The sequence below is a fragment of the Pseudomonas rhodesiae genome (genome assembly GCF_013285305.1).
Lineage (GTDB): Bacteria > Pseudomonadota > Gammaproteobacteria > Pseudomonadales > Pseudomonadaceae > Aquipseudomonas > Aquipseudomonas rhodesiae.
The window spans coordinates 330,199-354,222 of the sequence record NZ_CP054205.1; the positions used below are offsets into that span (position 1 = coordinate 330,199).

Consider the following 24,024-nt stretch of genomic DNA (forward strand, 5'->3'; position numbering starts at 1 on the left):
ATACCGTTACATGGAATGTTCCGTTCGGCACGCTCATCCCCCTTTGGCAAAAGAAGTCGACGAAATGAATCTCAAGTTCAGCCACAAAATTCTGCTAGCTGCGTCAGGCGTCGTAGTCCTAGCCTTCGCATTATTCACGCTTTACAACGATTATCTGCAACGGAGCACGATCAAGCAGAACCTGGAGTCGTCTATCCAGCAATCCGGTGAGCTGACCGCCAGCAGCGTGCAGAACTGGCTCAGTGGCCGAATACTGGTGCTTGAAAGTCTCACGCAGAACATTGCCCATCAAGGCGATGCCGCGGATCTGCCAGGTTTGGTGGATCAACCCGCATTGACCTCAAATTTCCAGTTCACCTATGTCGGTCAAACCAACGGCGTTTTCACCCAGCGTCCTGACGCCAAAATGCCTGACGGCTACGATCCGCGTCAGCGCCCTTGGTACAAGCAAGCCGTGGCCGCCGATAAACCCATGCTTACGCCGCCCTATATGGCCGCAGTGGGCGGGCAGATTGTCACTATTGCCATGCCGGTTAAAAAGAACGGTGAATTGCTCGGCGTGGTCGGTGGTGACCTGAGCCTGCAAACCTTGGTAAAAATCATCAACTCGGTGGACTTCGGCGGTATTGGCCATGCGTTCCTGGTCAGCGGTGACGGCCAGGTTATCGTTAGCCCTGACGAAAACCAGGTGATGAAGAACCTCAAGGATATCTACCCAGGCACCAGCGTCCGTATCGAGAAGATTAATCAGGACGTTGTACTCAATGGCCAGGATCGCATTCTTTCATTCACCCCCATCACCGGGTTGCCTGGCGCGGATTGGTACATTGGTCTGTCGATCGATAAAGACAAGGCCTACGCCCCGCTAGGTAAATTCCGCACATCTGCGTTAATCGCCATGCTAATCGCGGTAGTTGCGATTGCCGTGCTGTTGAGTCTGTTGATTCAAGTATTGCTGCGCCCCCTGACCACCATGGGTGTTGCCATGCAGGATATCGCTCAAGGCGAAGGCGATCTGACGCGTCGCCTGGCAGTCACCAGCAAGGATGAGTTCGGTGAAGTTGGCAGTGCGTTCAACCGGTTCGTGGAACGTATTCATGCGTCGATTTCCGAAGTGTCTTCGGCCACACGTCAGGTGCATGACCTTTCCCAGCGCGTGATGGCGTCGTCCAATGCCTCGATCATCGGCTCCGACGAGCAGAGCGCACGCACCAACAGCGTCGCCGCGGCGATCAATGAGTTGGGGGCAGCGACTCAGGAAATCGCACGGAACGCTGCTGATGCGTCCCAGCATGCCAGTGGTGCCAGCGAGCAGGCCGACGATGGGCGCAAAGTGGTCGAACAGACCATCTTGGCCATGTCGGAGCTGTCTCAGAAAATCAGCCTATCGTGCACGCAGATCGAAACCCTGAATGCCAGCACCGACAACATTGGTCACATACTTGATGTGATCAAAGGCATTTCCCAGCAAACCAACTTGCTTGCCCTTAACGCTGCGATCGAAGCTGCGCGTGCCGGTGAGGCTGGCCGTGGGTTCGCAGTGGTGGCCGATGAGGTTCGCAACCTGGCTCACCGAACCCAGGAGTCCGCCGAAGAGATCCATAAAATGATCACTTCGCTTCAAGTGGGTTCGCGTGAAGCGGTGACGACGATGAATGCCAGTCAGGTTTCCAGCGAGGAAAGTGTTGAGGTCGCCAACCAGGCCGGCGAGCGCCTGGTCAGTGTGACGCAGCGTATTGTTGAGATCGACGGCATGAACCAGTCCGTCGCGGCGGCCACCGAAGAGCAGACCGCCGTGGTGGAGACGCTCAACGTGGACATCAACCAGATCAATCTGCTGAACCAGCAAGGTGTGGAAAACCTCAACGAAACCCTGAGGGATTGCGATGCACTGTCACAGCAGGCCAATCGTTTGAAGCAATTGGTCGACAGCTTCAAGATCTGACTCGCCGGGGCACGCCGTAGGAGCGCGCCAACTCGCTCCTACGGCTTGTCGAGTAATTTACGTACGTTGTTCAGGGCGCTGTCGGCAAAGTCCTGCACGAACGCTTCGAACCCCTTGCGCGTTGTGTCTTCGGGTTCCGCGATGATCGTCCAGGTGACCTTGGCGCTCTGGGCGCCAAGTGCCTGCACATTAATCGCTGCCCACAGTCTGGCCACGCCCAAGGTGTTGTAGATCGTGGTCCATGTCATGTGCATGGCGTCGTCATCTCGACTGTTGAGTTGTTCGACCGCACAGTTGCCGTCATGGAAAATTTTTGTACGCAAAGCGCCCACGCCCGTGCCAATCATTTCAATGCGCGACAGGGCAGGGATAAAGGCATCAAAGTTGGAAAATCGCCCCACCAGATCCCATACACGAGCGGCCTCGCAGTTGACTATGACGCCGGCAACGATTGGCACGCCGTTTGGGTTGCGAATTAACGTATCGGGTTGCAGCGCTTTCATGAAGTTGTCCTGAAACGGTTCAAAGGAAGCCTATGGTTTTGAGGTAGTTACAGCCCTTGTCCAAGAGTGCCTGGTCTTTTTCGGGATACTGCTCGCCCATGTTTTGAACACCTCTGCGTGCGTTGTCATGCAGGATCCTCGTGGTATCGCCGATGTCTTTGTCCAGACGATCGAGATAGAACCCCAGTACCCCAAACAATGCGTTGTCCGGGCTCACGGCCCGCAGCGCCTGCTGCCATTGCGTCACGCTGACTCGCTCAAAGCGGTAACCCGCGCGACTGAACGCATCCAGATACTGCTCCCAACTCAACGGCTGTGGGTTATGCATATTGAACACGCAACTATCGGCATTAAAACCGGCACTGTGAAAGGCGATAAATCGCGCCAGGAAGTCCACAGGCATCAGATCGAAATTCAAATGCAATTGCGGTAGCAGGCCTAATTGCAGCGACCCTTTGAGCATCAACATCAGGCGATTCTTGTGCGGTTGGCAAACACCGTTGCGGCTGTTGAAACTGATGTTGCCGGGGCGATGGATATTCACCCAGGCGCCTTGCTCCACCGCTCGTCCCAACATTCGCTCAGCCACCCACTTGGAAAGGTTGTAGCCGTTTTTGATGAACAGCGGCAGCGACGCGCAGGCCGGAGCCTCGAGCACATGCCCTTGGGTGTCGACCCTGCTGGAAGCCGACAGCGTCGAGACAAAGTTGAGGATTTTCTTACTGTGGGTCTCACAGAGGCGCAGGCATTCGAAGACGGGGTCGACGTTGTCCCTGGTCAGTGACGCATAGTCCATCACATGGTTGACCTGTGCGGCGTTGTGCACCAGCACACCGAAGCCATGGGCGAGTGCGACATATGCGTTTTCGTCCAATCCCAGGCGTGCTTGGCTGATATCCGCAGCGAATACCTGCACACGACTCAGGTCCAGATGCTCCAACTGATAGTCGCGTAGCGCTTGGGTAAACCGTGCCGTCGCGCATTGCCCGGGCCGCTCGCGCACCAGGCACGCCACTTGAGTCGCACCGCCGGCCAGCAGCGCCTGAACAATATGGACGCCGACGAAACTGTTGGCCCCGGTCACAATCACTTTGCGCGGATCGCCTGCGCACGCGGCGGGTAGCATCTTGATGCTCCATTCGCGTTGCGCATCTCGTACGGCTTGGCTGGAGGACGCGTCGGGCAGCTCACCGTCCTCCATCAGCGTGGCGAGGGTACGAAGGGTGGGTGCTTCGATGAAATGGCTCAAGGCGAAACTGCGGCCAAATTGTTCGCGTACACGCAGTAACAGGGCCGACAGCAAGATCGAGTGACCACCCAGATCGAAGAAGCTGTCATCGACGGATAACTCGGCGCCATCCAGCCCTAGAAGCACTCCCCACAGGCTGGCCAGGCGCGCTTGAAGCGGTGTGTGTGCCACACGGCGTCGATCTGCAATATTGAGCCGCAACGGCTGTGCAAGCAGGGCTTGCCGATCGACTTTGCCATTGTCGGAACAAGGTAGGGCAGGCAGCTCGGCCCATGCATTCGGTTGCATGTAATCCGGAAGCCACTGGCGTGCGTGCTGTTTCAGCGCTTCGAGGGTCGAGCCGTGATCGGGCTGCGCAACAAAGGTGCAGATCCGGTCATCGCGGTCGATCGCCACGGCCACCTGACGATAGAGCCGGCTGTCGCGCAAACACTCCTCAATCTCCCGAGGCTCGACCCGAAAACCACGGATTTTTACCTGATCGTCCTGTCGTCCGCCCAGCAGAATGCCATCGGCGCTCCACTGTGCTAGGTCGCCGCTGCGGTAGGCCCGCAACGATTGGCCGCCCGGCAGCGGTAAGTCGACAAACGCGCTCGCCGTTTGCACCTGCGCATTCAGGTAACCCAGGCTGACGCCAGGGCCGACGAGGTACAACTCGCCCATCACCTGTTCATCCACGGGCTGCAGATGCTCGTCGAGAATCAGTACCTGGCTGTTAGCAATGGGGCGGCCGATATTGCGGTTGCTGTCATCCGGGGTGAATGTGCGGTGGGTTACCAGCACAGTCGCTTCGGTAGGACCATACAGGTTGTGGAACTGACACTGTCCAGCCAGGCGTTCGATGACATGGGGCTCGCACACATCGCCGCCGGTGAGCAGTTGCGTTAGGCCCAGCGGTTGATCCAGCGGCAAGATGCTGAGCAGCGCAGGTGGCAGGAACGCGTGAGTGACGCATTGCCGTCGCAGCAGCGCCAGCAGTTGCTCCGGATCACGCCGTTGCGCTTCATTCGGGATGATCAGCTCGGCGCCGGCAGTCAGGGCGGGGACGATATCGATCAGCGACGAGTCGAAACTCAGTGGCGAAAATTGCAGGACACGGGCGTGTTCATTCAGTTTCATGCACGCCCCACACCAGGCGGTGAAATGTGCCAGGTTGCCTTGGCTCAGCAACACCCCCTTGGGCTGACCCGTGGTACCCGAGGTGTAGAGCACCATGCACGGTGCATCCAGGTACGGACGCTGTCGCATCGGCAAGGGCGGGTTGCCGACGGTGCAGGGCTCGATACTGCTGACATCCAGTGCGGTAAAGCGCTCCCGCAAAGGGTGTTCGCCCGCATCCAGCAAGAGCCGGGCTCCGGCAGTCTCCAGCATGAGCTGATGACGTTGTGCAGGCTGGTCCGGACCCAACGGCAGGTAGACCGCGCCGCTGCCCAGGACAGCCAGCATGCTCGCATACAGCTCAATGGATTTATCCAGACACACACCGACCACTGCGGGGGCTTCAAACGCCTCCAGCAAAAGGTGCAAGCGCTGTTGAATCGCCGCGGCCCGACGATGCAAGCCGCGGTAGCTCACGGCATAGCCATCGATGTTCAGCGCTGGGCGCTCGGCGAAGGCGTGCAGGCTGGCTTGCACCCGTTCCATCACCGGCACTTGCGCCTTCTGCATCAATGCGGGGTTTGTCGTGCAATTGAATCGATGCATGAACGCCAACGCATCGAGCCCCAGCAGGCTCTGTTCGGGCCAGTCATTGGCCGTGGTGCTGGTCGGCACGTACGCAGGGTCCCGTGAGAATTCACTGACCTGCAGCGCGACCCAGTCCACCAGGGCGTTCATCACCTGCTTACGCTGTCGTTCGCCGTTACCCGTAGGCTCGTCGGCGATCTCCAGCACCCCGTGCAAACGTCTCTGGCGGTCATAGGCGCGCAGTTGCAATGCGGGCAGCCCGTACTCGGTGGCGGCGCCTACCCCCAGGCGCAGGCGGATACAGGGCGCTTCGCCGATATCGCTTGGCAGCGGCAGGCTACCGTCTTCAATCCACAGATCGACGGCTTCGTTCCCCGTCGCGTGGCCGTATTGCTCCAGCATCTGCCTGATAGCCTGCAAGGCAGCACTGGTGCCGTTCCAGCCGATGGTCAGGCGCTTCATGCCAATCTCCTAGTAACCGGCAGGTAGTCGTTCAGTGCCCGCGCCACGCTTGGCGTTTGCAGCAGGCCGCTGTTATGCACAAAGCTCAGGATGTTGCCCATCAAGGGGTGCTGGCGATGGATGGGGAATGCCAGTGCGTTGATGTCATCGCGCAATGCACGGCGCACGTCCGTGCTGACGTCTAGATGCTCGATCAGGTGCAGGTCGAAATGCTTTTGCAGTTGGTTGGTCAGGTAACGCGAGAGGAACGTCGGCAGCGCCTGAGCGATGGCATCGCGGTCGTTCGGGCTTGCACTTTGCCAGTAGCTGCGCACCAGGCAGGTCCAGAACTGCGCGTGGCGCCCTTCATCGAACAGGTGGTCGGCCATCAGGCCCCGGATCGAGCCTTTGACGCTGCTGTCTTTGGAGAACGCGGCCACTTCGTGGGTGACGGTGTTTTCGGCAATCGCCACGCCAATCAGCTCCACGGCATCGCGCAAGTGAGCCGGCACCTGCGCTTGCGCCGCTGGCAGGGCCAGGCTCAGTTCAATGTGTGTCGGCAGCTCAAGTGGCTCGATGCCTGTCATGGTTACGGTCTGTTGCAGGAAATCCAGAGCAACCAGCGCGTGGTAGTCCTCGTCCACCACGACGGTCATCGCGTCGACGCGACAGGCGAGGGGAAAGGGCAGCGAGAAGCGATTCTTGGCGATGGCGCGCGCAGTCTTGTCGACGATTTCCGTTTCGAAAATCACAACGTCATTGATGAACTTATAAAAACTTTGCACCAGCACAAAGTCGCGCCACTGCGGGCAGTGCTCGGTAAAGGTGGCACTGAGTACCAGAGGCTGGCGGCACAGGGGGAATATCAATTTGTCGTCGTCTTCCAGCAAGCGGCGTGGACGTGTGCGAATGGTTGCGCGGCGCTCCCAATCGTCGGCAAAGGCTGGGTAACCGGCCATATTCATGGCTGCACCTCCAGCAGCGAGGCTCGAACCTCATCCCAAAGCGTGATCCGGCTTTGCATGGCTGCGAGAGCGGCGTCGTGGGCTTGTTGCGGGTAAGTCGGATGGGCATCGGTCAAACGCTCAAGTAAACGCTGCGCTGCCGGCCCGTGATCCTGAGCGTCCAGCTCGATATGACGGTTGAGGTAGGCACATAAGGTTGGCGCGTGCTCTCGAATCAACGTGCCGGCGTGCAGCAACTGCTCGAACATGCTTGGGATCACGCGTTCTCGACTATGAAGAAACACCGCTGCTACGCAGTGGGTGGGGGCGTTCAATGCGATCTGCAACGTATCGCTGACAAAGCGGGCCGCGCCGCGCGGTACTTGAGCCCTAAGCAACGCCGTATTGGCGGCCAGGCCTTGGCGTTGCAGCGCAATGAAGTGTTCGATTGAAGCGGTGCTGGCACCGACTTCATCCATGGATTCCAGATACAGCTGGAAATGGCTGCACTGGCCCTCTTGGGGGTGTTGGTCGGATTCTTCCTCCAGCACGATCTCGTTGATCAGGCGAGCAGCCGCCGGGTCGGTAGGCGGTAGCCAGGGCAAGCGTGTACAGGTCAGGTCTTGTTGGAGGCGTTTGAGCAGGGTCATGAAGTCCCAAACCGCGAACACATGACTTTCCATGAACTTTTTTAATGTGTGAATAGAAGTTATTTCTTTGAATAACGGGTGGGCGCAAAGGCGCTCTGCTCTTTGTGCAAGTAAGGATTGATACATGCTGGATGCCTATAATTTATTGCGTCAACTGTGACTACAGCGATGGGCTTTTTTGAACGGCAAGTAGATAAGGGGATATAAGCCAGGCGTGGCGCAATCCCTCTGTCTAAGGGCTGCGCGCCCTGAATAAAGAGCCGGGTTAATGCCGAAGATAATAGTCAGGCTAACTAATTTGGCGAGCATATAAATGTGTTAGATGTTTTTCTAAATAATATCTTTTGTCAGTAAGTCGCTTTATATAGGTGGGAAAGTTCTTTACCGCGCGCCCTCGCCTTGAACCCGGTACTGATGTTGGCGTTCTTGGGAGGGCAGTCGTTATTGAATAACGCACGTCACGCGCTATAGCAGCAACCCTGCCGCGCTCAAGGTGCAGGGCGAATGTTATGGGTTATTGCGGGCCTTTCTGACTGGCGACGTCCGGGCCATTGAGGTAAGTCCTGATCACTTCCATCCCACGCATCAAGTGATTGCGCAGGGTCAGGACGCTTTCCTGGACTTTCTTGCGTGCGACCAGGTTCAGCAATTCCCGGTGGTCTTCCTGGGACGTCTCGCCCAGCCCCATGGCTTCCAGATTGAAGCGCAGGAAACGCTCCTCTTCGTTCAACCCGTGCTCCACCAGTTTGAGCAGCCGCTGGTTAGGGGCTTTGCTGTAAAGGGTCATATGGAACAAGCGATTCAGGCGGCCTATCTCGGTGTAGTCTTTTTCTTGCTCCAGCGCACAAATCAACGCGTCAGCCTCGGCGATATCGGTGTCGGTGAGCAAAGGAATCGACAAGCGCAGCGCTTCGGATTCCAGCAACATCCGCAGCTCATAGGTTTCGGCCGAGTTGTCTTCGATCAACGGAGCGACCACGGCGCCCTTGTGAGTCACCACATGCAGCAGTGACTGGGCTTCGAGTTGGCGCAAGGCTTCGCGCACCGGCATGCGGCTTACCCCGAACAGGCTGGCCAACTCCTGCTGACGCATGGCGGTCCCGCAGGGCAGGCGCCCATCGAGGATGGCGTTGCGCAAGGTTTCTTCTATGACGGAGCGAGCAAGGTGAGCGGGAATCGGACCGCTGATCTTGATGCTGTTCAAAGGTGTAGGCTTCTGCGTCACGGTTACGCTGCCCTCCTTATTGGAATGGCTGATGGATAATTGGATCCAAAGCACACTAGTGACTGCCCATAAGCTTGTCAAACACGCACGGTTTCGGCTTGTAAGTAGTTCAACACCACGCTCCGCGCACTCACAGCATGCCTTTATGGCGTCTTACAAACGGGATGGAAGCGCCCTCAGTCCAAGCAGCTTCGCTGCGAGCGCTACATCGTTTTGCCGCGCCGTTCACGCATATCGTTATGCGTAAACGGTATTTAAATTGAATTTCTTATACCTATAAAGTTTGTCTCCTGACTGCCAGGAGTGAACCCATGTCTGCCGCCTCTACCGCTTCACCCGCGTCGCTCGATGCACAAGTATTCGAGGTTCTTCCACTGCCCGGCAGCGTGGGTGCCGAGGTGGTTGGCCTGGACTTGTCCCGCCCGATCAACGACACGGATTTCGCGCGAATTCACCGCGCGCACCTCGATCACCATGTGCTGGTCTTTCGCGACCAGCGCATCACACCCGAGCAGCACATCGCGTTCAGCCGTCGCTTTGGCGTGCTGCAGATCCATGTGCTCAAGCAGTTCCTGCTGCTCAATCATCCGGAAATCCTGATCGTCTCCAACATCATCGAAAACGGCCAGGCTATTGGCTTGGGCGACGCCGGCAAGTTCTGGCATTCGGACCTGTCCTATAAAGCACTGCCCAGCCTGGGGTCGATGTTGCACGCACAGGAACTCCCCTGCGAGGGCGGCGACACGTTGTTTGCGGATACGCACAAAGCCTGGGACCAGTTGCCCGCGCATCTGCGCAACGCTGTTGAAGGCCGAAGCGCTGCGCACTCCTACACCGCGCGTTACAGCGAGACCAAATTCGAAGGCAACTGGCGCCCTACGCTCACGCCCGAGCAATTGGCCCAAGTCGCCGAAGTGGTGCACCCCATCGTGCGTACCCACCCTGAAAACGGCCGAAAAGCGCTGTTCGTCAGTGAGGGTTTCACCACTCGCATTATCGGTTTGCCTGAAGACGAAAGCCGCGACCTGCTGGCTCAGCTCTACGCCCACAGCGTGCTGCCGCACAACCTCTACCGCCATCAATGGCAGCCTCACGACCTGGTGTTCTGGGACAACCGTTCGCTGATCCATCTGGCCGCCGGTTGCCCAAGCCATCTGCGCCGCAAGCTGTTCCGCACCACCATCCAGGGCGACGCGCCTTTCTGATTCGGAGCATGACCATGTCCAGACACCTTCCATTTGCACGACTGGCCGCCACTGTCGGCCTGGGTATCAGCCTGCTGGCCGGCAGCCTGGCAGCGCCGGCGGTGGCCCACGCTGAGGGCGAGATTCGCATTGCCGAACAGTTCGGCATCGTCTACTTGCTGCTCAATGTGGTGCGCGACCAGCACCTGATTGAAAAATACGGCAAGCAGGAAGGCATCGACATCAAGGTCGACTGGACTCAACTGTCCGGCGGCGCGGCGGTCAACGACGCATTGCTCTCTGGCTCCATCGACATTGCCGGAGCCGGCGTCGGACCGTTGTTGACCATCTGGGATCGCACCTACGGCAAGCAGAACGTTAAGGCCGTGGCGTCCTTGGGTAACTTCCCCTACTACTTGGTCAGCAATAACCCCAAGGTCAAGACCATTGCCGACTTCACTGACAAGGACCGTATCGCGGTGCCGGCAGTGGGGGTGTCAGTGCAGTCGCGCTTTCTGCAATACGCCGCCGCCAAACAATGGGGCGACCAGGATTTCAACCGCCTCGACAAGTACACCATCGCCGTTCCGCACCCCGACGCCACCGCGGCGTTGATCGCCGGCGGCACGGAGTTGACCGGGCATTTTTCCAACCCGCCGTTCCAGGACCAGGCCCTGGCCAATCCCAATGTCCATGTGGTGCTCAATACCTACGACCTGTTTGGCCCGAACTCGCCGACGGTGCTGTTCGCCACCGAAAAATTCCGCAACGACAACCCCAAGACCTACAAAGCATTTGTCGACGCTTTGACCGAAGCCGCACAGTTCGCTCAGAACGACAAAGGCGCGGCGGCCGATACGTACCTGCGCGTGACCAAGGCCAAGATCGACCGTGCCGAGCTGCTCAAAATCATCGACAACCCGCAATTCGAATTCAGCGTCACGCCGAAAAACACCTACCCGCTGGCGGAATTCCTTTATCGCGTCGGCGCCATTAAGCACAAGCCGCAATCGTGGCAGGACTACTTTTTCCAAGACGCCAAACCCCTGCAAGGAAGCTGAGATGAACGCACCGTTATCAGCCCACGCGACCAGCAATCTGCACCCTGCCGCGCCGTTACTGGCGGTGGATAACGTCAGCCTGGAATATCGCACGGCCGAGCGCGTGGTGCGCGCGACGCATCAGGTCAGTTTCGAGATCGACCCGGCCGACCGCTACGTGCTGCTCGGCCCTTCGGGCTGCGGCAAATCCACGTTGCTCAAGTCCGTTGCCGGGTTTATAAAACCCAGTGAAGGCGAGATTCGCCTGCTAGGGCAAAAGGTCGAACAGCCGGGCCCGGACCGTATCGTGGTGTTTCAGGAATTCGATCAGTTGCCGCCCTGGAAAACCGTCAAGCAAAACGTGATGTTCCCGCTGCTGGCGTCGAAAACCTTGAAGCGTGCCGACGCCGAAGACCGCGCACTGCATTACCTCGATAAGGTCGGCCTTAGTGCGTTTGCCGATGCCTACCCCCATACACTGTCCGGTGGCATGAAGGCGCGCGTGGCGATTGCCCGTGCGCTGGCGATGCAACCGAAAATCCTGCTGATGGACGAACCCTTCGCCGCCCTCGATGCCCTGACTCGGCGCAAGATGCAGGAAGAGCTGCTGCTGCTCTGGGAGGAAGTGCGCTTCACCTTGTTGTTCGTCACCCACTCCATTGAGGAGGCGCTGGTGGTGGGCAATCGCATTCTGTTGCTGTCACCACACCCAGGGCGCGTGCGTGCGGAAATCCACAGTCATCAATACGACCTGCATAGCCTTGGCGGTGTCGACTTCCAGGCATCGGCGCGGCGGATCCACCGGCTGTTGTTCGATGAAGCCACTGAGGCCGAACCCGAGTTGGATTTTGCCGATATCCGCATCGCGTACTAAGGGGAGATTATGCGCCAGGAATACGAAATCACCCTCGAACCGCTGCTCAGCGTGCCGGTGGAACGCGACCTGCCGCTGCGCCAGCGCCTATGGCAACAGGGCTGGTTGCGCAAGGGCCTGATCCTGATCGTGCTCGCTGTCCTCTGGGAAGCCGTTGCGCGCTATCAAGACAACGACCTGCTGCTGCCGAGTTTTCTGCAGACCTTTCACGCGTTCTACGACGGTTTGCTCAGCGGCGAACTGCTCGGCAAAGTCAGCATCTCGCTGGTGGTGCTGATCAAGGGCTACCTGATCGGTATCGTACTGGCGTTCGCCCTGACCACGCTGGCGGTGTCGACGCAGGTGGGTCGCGACCTGCTCAGCACACTGACCTCCATGTTCAACCCGTTGCCGGCCATTGCGCTGCTGCCGTTGGCGCTGCTGTGGTTTGGCCTGGGTCAGAACAGCCTGATCTTTGTGCTGGTGCATTCGGTGCTGTGGGCGCTGGCGCTCAATACCTATTCAGGGTTCCTGGGCGTGTCCGAAACCCTGCGCATGGCCGGACGCAACTATGGCCTCAAAGGTATCCGCTTTGTGCTGTTTATTCTGATCCCGGCGGCGCTGCCATCGATTCTGGCGGGCCTGAAAATCGGCTGGGCTTTTGCCTGGCGCACGCTGATCGCTGCCGAATTGGTGTTCGGCGCCACCAGCGGCAAGGGCGGGCTAGGCTGGTACATCTTTCAGAATCGCAACGAGCTGTACACCGACAAAGTATTCGCCGGGTTGGCGGTGGTGATCCTCATCGGCCTGCTGGTGGAGAACCTGGTGTTCGATACCGTCGAACGGCTGACGGTCAAGCGCTGGGGCATGCAGCGCTGATAGATCCACCCTGATACGATTGCGCCCAGTTCACTCCTGACCGCTTACGAGTGCTTGGCATGCAACTACCGGATATGAACCTACTGGTCGCCCTCGACGCTTTGCTCGACGAGGGCAGTGTGGTCGGCGCCGCGCGCCGCATGAACCTCAGCCCGGCGGCCATGAGCCGTACTCTCACGCGCATACGTGAAGCGGTGGGCGACCCGATCCTGGTGCGCGCCGGGCGTGGCCTGGTGCCGACGCCCAAGGCCCTGCAGTTGCAAGAGCAGGTGCGCAACGTGGTCGAGCAGGCGGCGCTGTTGTTTCGCTCGGCCGACCAAGTGGACCTGAGTACCTTGCGCCGGCGCTTCAGCGTACGAGCCAATGACTTCTTTATCGGTGTGTACGGCGGGCGGCTGTTCGACACCATGGAGCGCGTCGCACCGCTGTGCGAGCTGTGTTTCGTGCCCGAAGGCGACACCGACGACGAAGCGCTGCGCGAAGGTCGACTGGACCTGCGTGTGAGCAACACCATGCCCGCCAGCCCTGAAGTGAAAGTACAAAATCTGTTCTCCACTACTTTTGTCGGCCTGGCGCGGCAAGATCATCCCTTGTTCGATGAAGAAATCACCGCCGCCCGCTTCGCCAGCTATTCCCACATCAGCATCTCGCGGCGCGGCATCGCCCGTGGGCCGATCGATACGGCCCTCAATGCCCAGGGCCTGGAGCGCCGCGTGGCGATGATCGCACCGGGGTTTCACGGCGCAATGTTTATGCTGCCCGACTCCGACCTGCTTCTGCCGGTGCCCAAGGAAGCGCTCTACAGCGCCAACCGACTGAAGCTGCCCCTGCGCGCGTTCCCGCTGCCCATCTCCTTGCCGACACTGGTGTTGGCCCAGTCCTGGCACCCGCGCTTCGACAACGACCCGGCGCACAAATGGCTGCGCGAGACCCTGCGTGAAAGTTGCCATGCCACCTGGCTGGAAGCTCAACCCACCTGACCTCTAAATCATGCAGGGTCAAAATGTGGGAGGGGGCTTGCCCCCGATAGCGGTGTAAAGATGGAAAAAACCGTGGCTGTCACAAAGCATCGGGGGCAAGCCCCCTCCCACCTGGAGATTTTGGCCGGGTTCGGGATTGCGTTTGGCGCACTTATAAGCTGCCGATAAGTAACTTTTTGTCATGTGTTAGCCTGATTAAACTGCTCGGGTATTCCCTACGCCGAGTTACCTGTTCATGACGTCCCTCGCTGCCCCCACCTTTGCGGCCGCAGCCCAACCCACCGCCATCGCTCCGCCCGTATTCGGCCCGCGCATCATCATCGGCCTGGTCGGCGTGTTGCTGGCGGTGCTGGTGTCCGGTCTCAACGAGATGGTCACCAAGATTGCCCTCGCCGACATCCGTGGCGCGCTCGCCATCGGGTTTGATGAAGGCACCTGGCTGGTCGCCGCGTATACCGCCACCTCCGTGTCGGCCATGGCCTTTGCGCCCTGGTGCTCGGTGACCTTTTCCCTACGGCGCTTCACCTTGTGGGCCATCGGGTTGTTCACCTTGCTTGGGGTGCTGTGCCCGTTCGCGCCGAACTACCAAAGCCTGCTGGCGCTGCGCACCCTGCAAGGCCTGGCCGGTGGCGCGCTGCCGCCGATGCTGATGACCGTGGCGCTGCGTTTTCTGCCGGCCAACGTCAAGCTGTACGGCCTGGCCGGTTACGCACTTACCGCCACTTTCGGCCCGAGCCTGGGCACACCGCTGGCGGCGTTGTGGACCGAATACGTCGGCTGGCAATGGGCGTTCTGGCAAATCGTCGCGCCGTGCCTATTGGCGATGGCCGCCGTGGCCTACGGGTTACCGCAGGACCCGCTGCGCCTGGAGCGCTTCAAGCAATTCAACTGGCGCGGCCTGCTGCTGGGCTTCCCGGCGATCTGCATGCTGGTCATCGGTGTGCTGCAAGGCAATCGTCTGGACTGGTTCGAGTCCGGCCTGATCACCTTCCTGCTCAGTGGCGGCAGCCTGTTGCTGGTGCTGTTCCTGTTCAACGAATGGTCGCAGCCGCTGCCGTTTTTCAAGCTGCAGATGCTGGGCCTGCGCAACCTCGCGTTTGCCTTGATCGTGCTGGCGGGCGTGCTGATGGTGCTGACTTCGGTGATCCTCATCCCGTCGAGTTTTCTCGCCCAGGTGCAGGGATACCGGCCGCTGCAAACCGCGCCGCTGATGCTGCTGATGGCGCTGCCGCAACTGGTCGCGCTGCCGTTGGTGGCTGCCCTGTGCAACCTGCGCTGGGTCGATTGCCGCTGGGTGCTGGGGGCGGGGCTGGGCATGCTGGTGCTGTCCTGTGTGGGCAGCGCGCACCTGACCTCAGCGTGGATTCGCGACGATTTCTATGTGCTGTACCTGCTGCAAATCTTCGGACAGCCCATGGCCGTGTTGCCGTTGTTGATGCTTTCCACCGGCAGTATCCAACCGGTGGAAGGCCCATTCGCCTCGGCCTGGTTCAACACCGTCAAAGGCCTCGCCGCGGTGATCGCCACGGGTGTGCTGGATGTGCTGACCACCCGTCGGGTGCATTTTCATTCGAGCAGGCTGGTGGACGGCCTCGGTAATTCGCCCCTGGCCGACGCCGATGCCCCAGGCCTGGCGCACCGTCTGCATGAGCAGGCCGTAGTGCTCACTTCTTCGGATCTGTACTACGTCATGGCCGCGGTGGCGGCGGCGTTGATCCTGCTGATTTTCTGGATGCCCACGCGGATCTATCCGCCGCGCGCACCGACCTAGCACAAAGGAACTCCCATGAAACGCAAAGACAAAATTGCCGTGTCGGCCATCGCCGTATTCGCCGTCGGCGTGCTGGTGTACCTGGCTGCCCCTGGGCTGTTGGGCAGCCGACAACAGACCACCAACGACGCCTTTGTCGCCGCTGACTTCACCCAGGTGGCGCCGCGCGTGGCCGGTTTTATCAAGGAGGTGCTGGTGGAAGACAACCAGCGCGTCAAAGCCGGGCAACTGCTGGCATTGATCGACGACCGCGATTTTCGCGCTGCCGCTCAGGCCGCCGATGCCGACACACTGGTGGCCCAAGCCCAACTGAAAAACGCCACCGCGACACTGGAGCGGCAAACCTCGGTGATCGCCCAGGCTCAGGCCACGGTGGCGGCGGATCGCGCCGAAGTGGCCTTCGCCGAACACGAACTGAACCGCTACAACCATCTGGCCGGTGTTGGCGCCGGCACCGTGCAGAACGCCCAGCAAGCCAAGACCCGCATCGACCAGGCCACCGCTCGCCTGGCCAAGGCCACGGCCGTGCTGGCGGCCGAGCGCAAGCAGGTGGAAATCCTCACGGCTCTGCGTGATGCCGCCGAGGGTGGGCTTAAACGTGCCCAAGCGGCGCTGGAAATGGCCAGTTATCAGCTGTCTTACACACGCATTGTCGCGCCAGTGGATGGCATGGTCGGTGAGCGCGCGGTACGGGTCGGTGCCTACGTAACACCGGGAAGCAAGTTGCTGGCGGTGGTGCCGTTGGCCGAGGCGTATGTGGTGGCCAATTTCCAGGAAACCCAGCTGTCCCACATGCATGCCGGTCAGGCCGTGCAGGTGCGCGTCGACAGCCTCGACGGTGAAGTGCTCGACGGCCACTTGGAAAGCCTGGCGCCCGCCACCGGAGTGACCTTCGCCTCGATCAAACCGGACAACGCCACCGGCAATTTCACCAAAGTCGTGCAGCGTATTCCGGTGAAGATCGTGCTTGAGCCCAATCAGCCGCTGACCGAGCGTCTGCGGGTCGGTATGTCGGTGGAAGCCAGCGTCGATACTCAAGCCGTAGCGCCACAGCGCGAGGTGGCCCAGCAATGAGACACCTCGCCTGGCTCACCCTCGGCCTGATCAGCCTGAGCGCCTGCACCGTCGGCCCGGACTTCCAGCGCCCCCACAGCGCGCAGCCCTCGCAGTGGACCGAACCCCAAGGCCGTCAGGCTGCTAGCCATGCCGTCAGCGACCCCTTGCAGGAGCGCTGGTGGGACGTGTTCCACGACGCGCAATTGTCGACCCTGACCCGGCGCGCCCTCAGCGATAACCTCGACTTGAAACTGGCCAGCAGCCGTCTGCAACAAAGCCGTGCGGTGCGCCAGGTAACCACTGCCGAGCGCTACCCGAGCGTCAACGCTACCGGCGCCTATCAGCGCAAACGCAACAGTGGTGAGGGCCTCAACGACCCGTCCGGCGAGAATGGCCGCGCCGCGTTCAACCAGTGGGACGCCGGGTTTTCCGCCGCCTGGGAGTTGGACTTCTGGGGCCGGGTCAAACGCGAAACCGAGGCGGCCGACGCCACGCTGCAAGTCGCGGAGAATGACCGTCGCGCCGTGCTGCTGTCAGTGCTGGCTGAAACCGCCCAGGACTACATCCAACTGCGCGGGGTGCAGAACATCCGTGCGGTCACCGAGCAAAACCTCGACGTGGCGCGACACAGTCTCAAGCTCTCGCAACTGCGCCTGGCCGACGGCGTGGCGACTGACTTGGATGTGGCCGAAGCCGCCGCCCAGGTCGCCGCCATCGAAGCGCGCCTGCCCGACTTGCAACAGCGTCAGGATCAGTTGATCAACGCTTTGAGCCTGCTGATGGGCGAACCGCCGCAAGCCCTGCATGCACAGTTGTCCAAGGCCGCTGCCGTCCCGCAAACCCAGCGCCAGGTCGCCATTGGCCTGCCGTCGGAATTGGCCGAGCGTCGCCCCGATATCCGCCAGGCCGAGGCACGACTGCACGCCGCCACCGCCAGCATTGGCGTGGCCAAGGGCGATTTCTACCCGCGCATCACCTTGTCCGGCAGCCTCGGCTCCCAGGCCATGCAACTGTCGGATTTCGGTGCATGGGGCTCACGCGCCTTTGCCTTCGGCCCACAGCTGAGCCTGCCGCTGTTCAATGGCGGACGCTTGCAAGGCATGCTTGAGCTGCGCGAAGCCCAACAGCAGGAAGCGGCGATTGCCTACCAGCAAACGGTTTTGCGCGCCTGGCATGAAATCGACGATCAACTGACCCGCTACAACGCCAGCCAACTGCGCCGCGACAGCCTGGCCGAAGCCGTGCGCCAGAACCAGATCGCCCTCACCACCGCGCAACATCAATACGTCGAAGGCGTGGTGGACTTCGTCAACGTGCTCACGGTGCAAAGCGCGCTGCTGGCGACCCAGGAGCAATGGGTGGAGAGTTCTACCGGCGTGTCCCTGGCCATGGTCGGGTTGTACAAAGCCTTGGGGGGCGGGTGGGAATCGGTATATCCGCTGCAAACGGCAGGGGGCTGATCGACAAAGAGTTTTGTCAGTGACGAAATAAGGTGTAATGATAATTGCTCTCAATAGTGTATCTGAGCTTTTCATGGACACCGCGACTGACGGCCAGCAACAGCTTCATCTTCTGTACCGCGACCATCACGGCTGGCTGCAAGGCTGGCTGCGCAAGCGCCTGGGCGATCGAGAGCACGCCGCCGATGTAGCCCAGGACACGTTCCTGCGGCTGTTGGTGTCCGGACGTTTTCCAGGTGACAAGGAAAGCCGCAGCTATCTGGCGCAGATCGCGCGCAATCTGGTGATTGACCAGTGGCGGCGCCTGCGTATCGAACGCGCCTATCTGGAGAGCATCGCCCATCTGCCGGAGCCGGAGTCGCCGTCGCTGGAAACCCGCGCACTGATCCTTGAAACCCTGATGCAGATCGACGCCATGCTCGACCGCATGCCCGACAACGTGCGCCGGGCCTTCCTGCTATCGCAATTCGAGGGGTTAAGCTACGCGCAGATCGCCGAGCGCCTGGGTGTCACCATCAGCTCGGTGCAGAAATACATGACCCGCGCCATCGTCGCCTGTTACCAGGTGGTCTACGAAGAATGAAACACGACGCACCCATCGCCCCGGCCATTGTCGAGCAAGCCAGCGAGTGGTTGATGCTGCACTGGGGCGGCGAACTGCGCGGCGAGCAACGTCACGCTTTTGCCCAGTGGCAGGCCGCCGATGAGGAACACCGTCGCGCCTGGCAGCGTTTGCAGCACTTGCAGCACACCCTCGGCGGCGTTCCTGCCGACAGTGCCCGCGCGGTGCTAAGCGATACGCCGGACACCCAGCGCCGAGCCGCCCTCAAGCTGCTCGGCGCGCTCTTAATGGTCGGCGGCAGCGGCTATCTGGTGCGGCGTAGTGAACCTTGGCAAGCGGCATTCGCCGAACATCGCACGGCGACCGGTGAGATCCGCTACGTCACCCTCAGCGACGGTACGCGTCTGGACCTCAACAGCGACAGTGCAGTGGATGTGCGTTTCAGCGCCACTGAGCGACGTATTCGCCTGATCCGAGGCGAGATCCTGCTGACCAGCGGCCACGATGCACTGCGCCCGCTGATCGTGGAAACGGCGGCCGGCGATGTGCAGGCGCTGGGCACTCGCTTTGCCGTGCGCGAACTGGGCGAGGGCAGCCGTGTCGACCTGTACGAAGGCCGCGTGCGCGTAACCCCGGTGCACGGCGCTGCGGTGCAGATGAACGCCGGTGACAGCCTGTGGTTCGATCAGCGCCAGACCCTTGCGTTACCTGCGGTGGGCGCCAACGGCAGCAGTTGGACTGAGCATCGGCTGATCGCCGAACGCCAGCCGCTGGGCGAATTTGTCACGCAACTGAGTCGCTATCGTCCGGGCCTGTTGCGATGCGATCCGGCCGTGTCCGGGCTGTTACTCACCGGTGTTTTTCCGTTGAACGATACCGACGCGATCCTTGCCGCCCTGGAGCGCTCGTTGCCGGTGCACGTCCAGGCAGTTACCCGCTACTGGGTGACGATCAAGGCTCGTGTCTGAAAATATTTTCTCTGGCGCTTGTCGGTTTCTCCATCCCGTTCGGGATACCTCTTGAAAGCCAATCAAGAAGCGTTCTCACGGGGAGTCCTGCAATGCCGCACCGCCCAATCCAACCCTTGGCCCGCGCCCTGCGCCATGGTCTGTTTGTCGGCCTGATGGCGACCGCGCCGATGCTGCCGACCTTGGCCTATGCCGCCGAAGCCAATGAAGAAGTGCGTACCTACGCCATCCCGGCGGGCAGTCTCGACCAGGCGTTGAACCGTTTCGCCAGTGCCTCGGGCATCTTGTTGTCGGTTGATGCCACGCTTACGGAAGGTAAGCGCAGCGCCGGTCTGCAAGGGCGTTATGCGGTGGGGGCCGGTCTGGAGCGGTTGCTGGCGGGCAGCGGCTTGGTGGCGATGCAATCCCAGGGCGGTTGGTCGTTGCAGGCGAGCGCGTCTGACGGCACGTTGCAACTTGGGGCTACCCAGATCAGCGCCCAACAAGCCGAGGAAAGCGCCTGGGGCCCGGTGGACGGCATCGTTGCCACCCGCAGCGCCTCCGGCAGCAAGACCGATTCGGCGCTGGTGGAAATCCCCCAGACCATCAACGTGATCACTGCCGCCGAGATCAAGGCGCGCGGTGCCCAGAGCGTCACCCAGGCATTGCTGTACACGCCGGGCATGAGCGCCGGCGGCTTCGCCGACCGGGTCAAGTTGTTCGATGAACCCACCTCGCGGGGCTTCTCGCCCACACCCCTGTACCTCGACGGTTTGCACCTGCCCTATGGCGGTGGAAGCACTGGCGGCGCGCTGCAAATCGAGCCCTATTCCTTGGAGCGCATTGAAGTCCTCAAAGGCCCGGCTTCGGTGCTGTACGGGCAAAACCAGCCGGGCGGTATCGTCAATATGGTCAGCAAGCGCCCCAGCGAAACCCCGGTACACCAAGTGGTGCTGGAAGCCGGCACCTACGAGCATAAAAGCGCGGCCATCGACCTCAGCGGTCCGCTGGATGAGCAAGGGCAATTTCTGTATCGCCTGACCGGCCTGGCCAACGATGGGCAGGACGAGATCAACTACGTCGAGAACAAACGCCAGTTCATCGCCCCCAGCTTCACCTGGCGCCCCAACGACGACACCCATGTGACGCTGTTCGCCCAGTACCAGAAAGACAAAGGTGTGCCCGAAGCCCAAGGCCTGCCGGCGTCCGGCACCTTGTGGGCCAACCCCAACGGTAAGATCAAGCGCGATGTGTTTATCGGCGAGCCCGGCGTCAACCAATACAACCGCGAGCAGTACGTGCTGGGCTACGAGATTTCCCATCGCCTGAACGACACCTGGACCCTCAAACAAAATGCGCGCTACGCCGAGGTGGACGACCGTTACACCGCGCCGTTGCACGGCTACCGTTTCGTCGCCAACCCGGCCACCGGTGTGCAGGACCAGCGCTACCTGCAACGCTTCGGTGTGGACTGGGCGCAAAACAACAAAGTGTTTGGCGTGGACAGCATCGCTCAGGCCGAATTCGACACAGGCGCGTTGTCCCACACCCTGATCCTGGGCCTGGATTACTACCATTCCGGCTCGCTGTTCCATGGCCTGTATGACCGCAACCCGCCGATCATCGACCTGTTCAAGCCGGTCTATGGGCAGCGCCTGAATTTTGGCCAGCCATATCGGTGGGATCGCACCATCACCCAGACCGGCCTGTACGTTCAGGACCAGATCAAGTTGGATAAATGGGCGCTGGTCCTGGGCGGGCGCTATGACTGGGCCAACGTCGTGAACAAAGAGCCCTTGACCGATACGCGCTTTGCCAGCAAAGACCAGGCGTTCACCGGTCGTGCGGGGTTGGTGTACCTGTTCGATAACGGCCTGGCGCCCTTCGTCAGCTACACGGAATCCTTCCTGCCACTGGCGGGCACCGACGTAAATAAAAAGCCGTTCGAGCCGTCTACCGGCAACCAGTACGAAGTCGGCGTGAAGTACCAGCCGCCCGGGCAGAAGAGTTTTGTGCAGGTCTCGGTCTATCAGCTGGACCAGGAAAATGTGCTCACCACCAACCCGGTGGACACCACCTACAGCACCCAAAGCGGCGCCATGCGCTCACGCGGCGTGGAGCTGGAAGCCAAGGCGGCCCTCAGCGACGCTTGGGAGATCATCGCGTCGGCCTCGCGTAACGACATCAAATACACCAAGGACAACGACGGTCGCCAAGGCCGCCACCCCGCAGGCATTTCGCCGCTCACGGCGTCGATGTGGGTCAATTACACCGTGCTTGGCGACACCCCGCTGGCTGGTCTCGGCGCGGGGCTGGGTGTGCGCTACGCCCGCCAAAGCCTGGGCGACTACTACGAAGGCGCCTTCAGCGTGCCCTCGTATAGCGTCTACGACGCCAGCCTGAGCTACGACCTAAGCCGCTCGCCGCTGAAACTCAAAGGCGTGAAACTGGCGCTGAACGTGCAGAACCTCACCGACAAGACCTACGTTTCGCAGTGCACCAGCGATCTGGATTGCTATTACGGGCAAGGACGGACGGCGGTGTCGAGCCTGACGTACGACTGGTAGCCAGGTGCCTAAGATCGCAACAGCATGAAGGTGGTGTCGTCGTGAGTTGAACAGCCGTCAAGGGTTTGCTGTGCAATGGCCCTGAGTTGGTTCTGGACAGACAGTTCGGCCCAGAACCCATCCGTCGCCATGATCCATGTTGTGTCTTTGATTATCTGCAAGGATTGAATGTGAGGCTCATGGCGGCGGCGGTAGCTCATGCAGTTGAGCAGAGTTTTCCGCGCAGGGCTGTTGGCGATGAGTGAATGGCTCAGATCACCTTTCCAGTTGGGGCCGTAGTGGGGTGGGCTTATCCAATTCAGATGCTGACCTTTTTCCAGATATCCAAGGCAACAGTCGCCTGCATGAATGGATATGGCGGTTTGACCGACTACCAGGAGCGCAAGATAGCTGGCGGCGGCAAAGGGGAAGTCCGGGCATAGATTTGAATGCACTCGATTGAGTGATGTGAGTGTCAGCGCCAAAGCCTTATCTGTGCAGGCCGCGACGGCAGTCGCTGAGTGAGAAAAGGTGTCCAGCAGATGGTGGCTCAGGGCTCGCGCCAACTCGCCACTGCCTGGTTTGGACGTACCGTCGGCAATCACGTAGAGATATGAATCTGCATTGCGTGCCGAACCGCAGGCGTCACGGTTTTCTGCTCTGTGGATACCTTGCCGACTGACACTGGAATGCAGGATCAAATGCGCACCCCGAACTCAATCAGTCTATCGAGGCGCTCGTAAATCAACGTTTCTCGATCGGGGTCTTGAGCGGTGCTTTGAATCACATCCTGAAACGCAGTGAGTCTGAGCAGAGACGAGAGCTCCTCGCCCACAAAGCGTCGTAGCTCGATAGGTGCGTGTTTTGTTTCTGCAATTAGCTCTTCCCGACCATCCAGCAGAGCGATGATGTCTTCAATATCGTTGGACATCAGTAGGTCGCCCTTGCCCCGGCCTAGATATGCCTGGAGTTTTGCGGCAAGAAACCAAGGGGCTGCGAACACCTTGATAGGCGTTCCATTAGGCAATGTGTAATCAATCGCATTTTCCAGCCCTCCGACAAACCAAGTATTGGAGAACCCCAGTATTTTTTCATCGGTTGGCATGAAATCGACTTTCAGCGCTCCTAGACGCAAGCGACAGGTGACCGTGTCCTGGCCTGTATTTTTGAACCCTTTGGTTTTAAGGGTTTCTTCAAGCCGATACCAAGCGGCAGTACTGGTCAGGTGGATGACCAGATCCACGTCATCGGTACCGCGAATGGATTCTTATGTGTATTCGTCGGTAATCAACAGGACGGTTGTACACCCACCGACAAAGGCCACTTGCTGGGGTAGCTCTGCCCCCAATGCGTCGGCGACCGCTTCAAGCATTTGCAACATCATTTCCCGAACTGAATTCAAAGGATCAACTCCCTCAGCAGTGCATCGGCTACCTTGGTCTCGCGCGGTCCGCCGATGCGAATTGCATCGACTAGAGCCAGGAAGTGATAGAGAAGCTCGTCTTTTTTTACCGCCCCAGGAACAGTTTTGTACAAGGGCGCGATTTCCTGACCTTTGCTTTTGCCATACGCGTCTGGCCACACGGGGATGAGATCGCCACCGCTCATGACTTTGCCCGTCAGGATAGGGGCCCCGAATGCTGTTGGAATTCCACGAACGACGGCGCCAGGCTTTGCGGGAAATACGTAGCGAATGCCATATTTCACGAAGTCCAGAAGGGCTTCTCTTCTTACCAGAGGCTGCCCGCTGAGGCGGTTCGTGTGAATAAGGCCGATCTCTCGACAGCGATTCAGAGAATTCGATACCTCGCTTTTGCTCAACGCCAACGACGCAGACAGTGCTCGAACGGAGTAGCTATCACTGTTAGTCGGGAGCGTGTCACCGTCGCTATCCTCCCAACCTTTCCACTCACTACCTGCAAGGAAAACAAGCGTTTCGGCCTCTTTTCCGGTGGCCCGCTCTTTCACCGCCTGTAGTTCCAGGCTAATCAGTTTGAAGAGGATAACGATATCCTGACTTTTCATAGGGCTCCCTGAAGCGGCTGTCCACTGTCCATGGACCGTGGACGATTTCTTGCATGGAGGGAGAGCCCTGTCAAGAAA

General features: G+C 60.0%; 20 protein-coding genes. 12 read left to right on the forward strand and 8 right to left on the reverse strand.

The annotated features are described in order from the left end of the window. Window positions 1-64: 64 nt before the first annotated feature. Window positions 65-1,945: a methyl-accepting chemotaxis protein gene (locus HRH33_RS01505; protein ID WP_167418506.1), complete on the forward strand. Its 1,881-nt coding sequence runs from the start codon at window positions 65-67 to the stop codon at window positions 1,943-1,945. Window positions 1,946-1,983: 38 nt separating this feature from the next. On the opposite strand, the gene HRH33_RS01510 is transcribed toward HRH33_RS01505, so the two are convergent. The 5 genes from HRH33_RS01510 to HRH33_RS01530 all read right to left on the reverse strand — a co-directional run bounded on the left by HRH33_RS01510 (window position 1,984) and on the right by HRH33_RS01530 (window position 8,643). Then, window positions 1,984-2,448 (reverse strand): SRPBCC family protein, encoded by a 465-nt coding sequence (locus HRH33_RS01510; protein ID WP_083377922.1) that lies wholly within the window; start codon window positions 2,446-2,448, stop codon window positions 1,984-1,986. A gap of 19 nt (window positions 2,449-2,467) precedes the next feature. Next, entirely contained in the window at window positions 2,468-5,845 is a 3,378-nt protein-coding gene (locus HRH33_RS01515) for an amino acid adenylation domain-containing protein (protein WP_167418507.1), read from the reverse strand. Beyond that, on the reverse strand, window positions 5,842-6,789 hold the full coding sequence (locus tag HRH33_RS01520) for a diiron oxygenase (RefSeq protein ID WP_167418508.1): 948 nt from the start codon (window positions 6,787-6,789) through the stop codon (window positions 5,842-5,844). Before HRH33_RS01520 ends, HRH33_RS01515 begins: the two co-directional genes overlap by 4 nt. Continuing rightward, on the reverse strand, window positions 6,786-7,544 hold the full coding sequence (locus HRH33_RS01525; protein ID WP_167418509.1) for a DUF3050 domain-containing protein: 759 nt from the start codon (window positions 7,542-7,544) through the stop codon (window positions 6,786-6,788). The genes HRH33_RS01520 and HRH33_RS01525 overlap by 4 nt, the downstream gene beginning before the upstream one ends. A gap of 388 nt (window positions 7,545-7,932) precedes the next feature. Continuing rightward, window positions 7,933-8,643, reverse strand: a complete 711-nt coding sequence (locus HRH33_RS01530) for a GntR family transcriptional regulator (RefSeq protein ID WP_034095238.1) — start codon at window positions 8,641-8,643, stop codon at window positions 7,933-7,935. Between the two features lie 311 nt (window positions 8,644-8,954). Between HRH33_RS01530 and HRH33_RS01535 the strand changes: the two genes are divergently transcribed. The 11 genes from HRH33_RS01535 (at window position 8,955) to HRH33_RS01585 (ending at window position 21,942) form a co-directional block, all read left to right on the forward strand. Further along, window positions 8,955-9,848, forward strand: a complete 894-nt coding sequence (locus HRH33_RS01535; RefSeq protein ID WP_167418510.1) for a TauD/TfdA dioxygenase family protein — start codon at window positions 8,955-8,957, stop codon at window positions 9,846-9,848. 14 nt (window positions 9,849-9,862) lie between these two features. After that, complete coding sequence (locus tag HRH33_RS01540) at window positions 9,863-10,888, forward strand: ABC transporter substrate-binding protein (protein ID WP_034111194.1); 1,026 nt, start codon at window positions 9,863-9,865, stop codon at window positions 10,886-10,888. 1 nt (window position 10,889) lies between these two features. After that, a complete protein-coding gene (locus tag HRH33_RS01545; RefSeq protein ID WP_167418511.1) occupies window positions 10,890-11,741 on the forward strand; it encodes an ABC transporter ATP-binding protein in 852 nt (283 codons plus the stop codon). A 9-nt stretch (window positions 11,742-11,750) separates the two neighbouring features. Then, complete coding sequence (locus tag HRH33_RS01550) at window positions 11,751-12,599, forward strand: ABC transporter permease (protein WP_034095242.1); 849 nt, start codon at window positions 11,751-11,753, stop codon at window positions 12,597-12,599. Window positions 12,600-12,658: 59 nt separating this feature from the next. After that, window positions 12,659-13,579, forward strand: coding sequence for a LysR family transcriptional regulator (locus tag HRH33_RS01555; protein WP_040265164.1), 921 nt, complete (start codon window positions 12,659-12,661; stop codon window positions 13,577-13,579). Between the two features lie 235 nt (window positions 13,580-13,814). Beyond that, window positions 13,815-15,350 (forward strand): MFS transporter, encoded by a 1,536-nt coding sequence (locus HRH33_RS01560; protein ID WP_167418512.1) that lies wholly within the window; start codon window positions 13,815-13,817, stop codon window positions 15,348-15,350. 15 nt (window positions 15,351-15,365) lie between these two features. Further along, entirely contained in the window at window positions 15,366-16,424 is a 1,059-nt protein-coding gene (locus HRH33_RS01565; RefSeq protein ID WP_167418513.1) for an HlyD family secretion protein, read from the forward strand. Next, the gene (locus tag HRH33_RS01570; protein ID WP_167418514.1) at window positions 16,421-17,866 is read left to right on the forward strand and encodes an efflux transporter outer membrane subunit; all 1,446 of its coding nucleotides are present in this window, start codon (window positions 16,421-16,423) and stop codon (window positions 17,864-17,866) included. Before HRH33_RS01565 ends, HRH33_RS01570 begins: the two co-directional genes overlap by 4 nt. A 73-nt stretch (window positions 17,867-17,939) precedes the next feature. After that, a complete protein-coding gene (locus HRH33_RS01575) occupies window positions 17,940-18,449 on the forward strand; it encodes a sigma-70 family RNA polymerase sigma factor (RefSeq protein ID WP_034095247.1) in 510 nt (169 codons plus the stop codon). Further along, a complete protein-coding gene (locus tag HRH33_RS01580; RefSeq protein WP_167418515.1) occupies window positions 18,446-19,396 on the forward strand; it encodes a FecR domain-containing protein in 951 nt (316 codons plus the stop codon). Before HRH33_RS01575 ends, HRH33_RS01580 begins: the two co-directional genes overlap by 4 nt. A gap of 92 nt (window positions 19,397-19,488) precedes the next feature. Then, a complete protein-coding gene (locus HRH33_RS01585; RefSeq protein WP_167418516.1) occupies window positions 19,489-21,942 on the forward strand; it encodes a TonB-dependent siderophore receptor in 2,454 nt (817 codons plus the stop codon). An 8-nt stretch (window positions 21,943-21,950) separates the two neighbouring features. On the opposite strand, the gene HRH33_RS01590 is transcribed toward HRH33_RS01585, so the two are convergent. The 3 genes from HRH33_RS01590 to HRH33_RS01600 form a co-directional block, all read right to left on the reverse strand. After that, window positions 21,951-22,622: a PP2C family protein-serine/threonine phosphatase gene (locus tag HRH33_RS01590; protein ID WP_167418517.1), complete on the reverse strand. Its 672-nt coding sequence runs from the start codon at window positions 22,620-22,622 to the stop codon at window positions 21,951-21,953. Beyond that, entirely contained in the window at window positions 22,619-23,164 is a 546-nt protein-coding gene (locus HRH33_RS01595; protein WP_243269854.1) for a hypothetical protein, read from the reverse strand. The genes HRH33_RS01590 and HRH33_RS01595 overlap by 4 nt, the downstream gene beginning before the upstream one ends. A 155-nt stretch (window positions 23,165-23,319) precedes the next feature. Continuing rightward, window positions 23,320-23,946 carry a hypothetical protein gene (locus HRH33_RS01600; protein ID WP_034111216.1) on the reverse strand — a complete coding sequence of 209 codons (627 nt, stop codon included), beginning with the start codon at window positions 23,944-23,946 and terminating at the stop codon, window positions 23,320-23,322. Window positions 23,947-24,024: the final 78 nt, after the last annotated feature.

What these genes read in the sequence shown, in the direction of transcription:
- HRH33_RS01505 (WP_167418506.1), top strand. Translation starts at nt 65, where the DNA reads ATGAATCTCAAGTTCAGCCACAAAATTCTGCTAGCTGCGTCAGGCGTC.
- HRH33_RS01510 (WP_083377922.1), bottom strand. Translation starts at nt 2,448, where the DNA reads ATGAAAGCGCTGCAACCCGATACGTTAATTCGCAACCCAAACGGCGTG.
- HRH33_RS01515 (WP_167418507.1), bottom strand. Translation starts at nt 5,845, where the DNA reads ATGAAGCGCCTGACCATCGGCTGGAACGGCACCAGTGCTGCCTTGCAG.
- HRH33_RS01520 (WP_167418508.1), bottom strand. Translation starts at nt 6,789, where the DNA reads ATGAATATGGCCGGTTACCCAGCCTTTGCCGACGATTGGGAGCGCCGC.
- HRH33_RS01525 (WP_167418509.1), bottom strand. Translation starts at nt 7,544, where the DNA reads ATGTATCAATCCTTACTTGCACAAAGAGCAGAGCGCCTTTGCGCCCAC.
- HRH33_RS01535 (WP_167418510.1), top strand. Translation starts at nt 8,955, where the DNA reads ATGTCTGCCGCCTCTACCGCTTCACCCGCGTCGCTCGATGCACAAGTA.
- HRH33_RS01540 (WP_034111194.1), top strand. Translation starts at nt 9,863, where the DNA reads ATGTCCAGACACCTTCCATTTGCACGACTGGCCGCCACTGTCGGCCTG.
- HRH33_RS01545 (WP_167418511.1), top strand. Translation starts at nt 10,890, where the DNA reads ATGAACGCACCGTTATCAGCCCACGCGACCAGCAATCTGCACCCTGCC.
- HRH33_RS01550 (WP_034095242.1), top strand. Translation starts at nt 11,751, where the DNA reads ATGCGCCAGGAATACGAAATCACCCTCGAACCGCTGCTCAGCGTGCCG.
- HRH33_RS01555 (WP_040265164.1), top strand. Translation starts at nt 12,659, where the DNA reads ATGCAACTACCGGATATGAACCTACTGGTCGCCCTCGACGCTTTGCTC.
- HRH33_RS01560 (WP_167418512.1), top strand. Translation starts at nt 13,815, where the DNA reads ATGACGTCCCTCGCTGCCCCCACCTTTGCGGCCGCAGCCCAACCCACC.
- HRH33_RS01565 (WP_167418513.1), top strand. Translation starts at nt 15,366, where the DNA reads ATGAAACGCAAAGACAAAATTGCCGTGTCGGCCATCGCCGTATTCGCC.
- HRH33_RS01570 (WP_167418514.1), top strand. Translation starts at nt 16,421, where the DNA reads ATGAGACACCTCGCCTGGCTCACCCTCGGCCTGATCAGCCTGAGCGCC.
- HRH33_RS01575 (WP_034095247.1), top strand. Translation starts at nt 17,940, where the DNA reads ATGGACACCGCGACTGACGGCCAGCAACAGCTTCATCTTCTGTACCGC.
- HRH33_RS01580 (WP_167418515.1), top strand. Translation starts at nt 18,446, where the DNA reads ATGAAACACGACGCACCCATCGCCCCGGCCATTGTCGAGCAAGCCAGC.
- HRH33_RS01585 (WP_167418516.1), top strand. Translation starts at nt 19,489, where the DNA reads ATGCCGCACCGCCCAATCCAACCCTTGGCCCGCGCCCTGCGCCATGGT.
- HRH33_RS01600 (WP_034111216.1), bottom strand. Translation starts at nt 23,946, where the DNA reads ATGAAAAGTCAGGATATCGTTATCCTCTTCAAACTGATTAGCCTGGAA.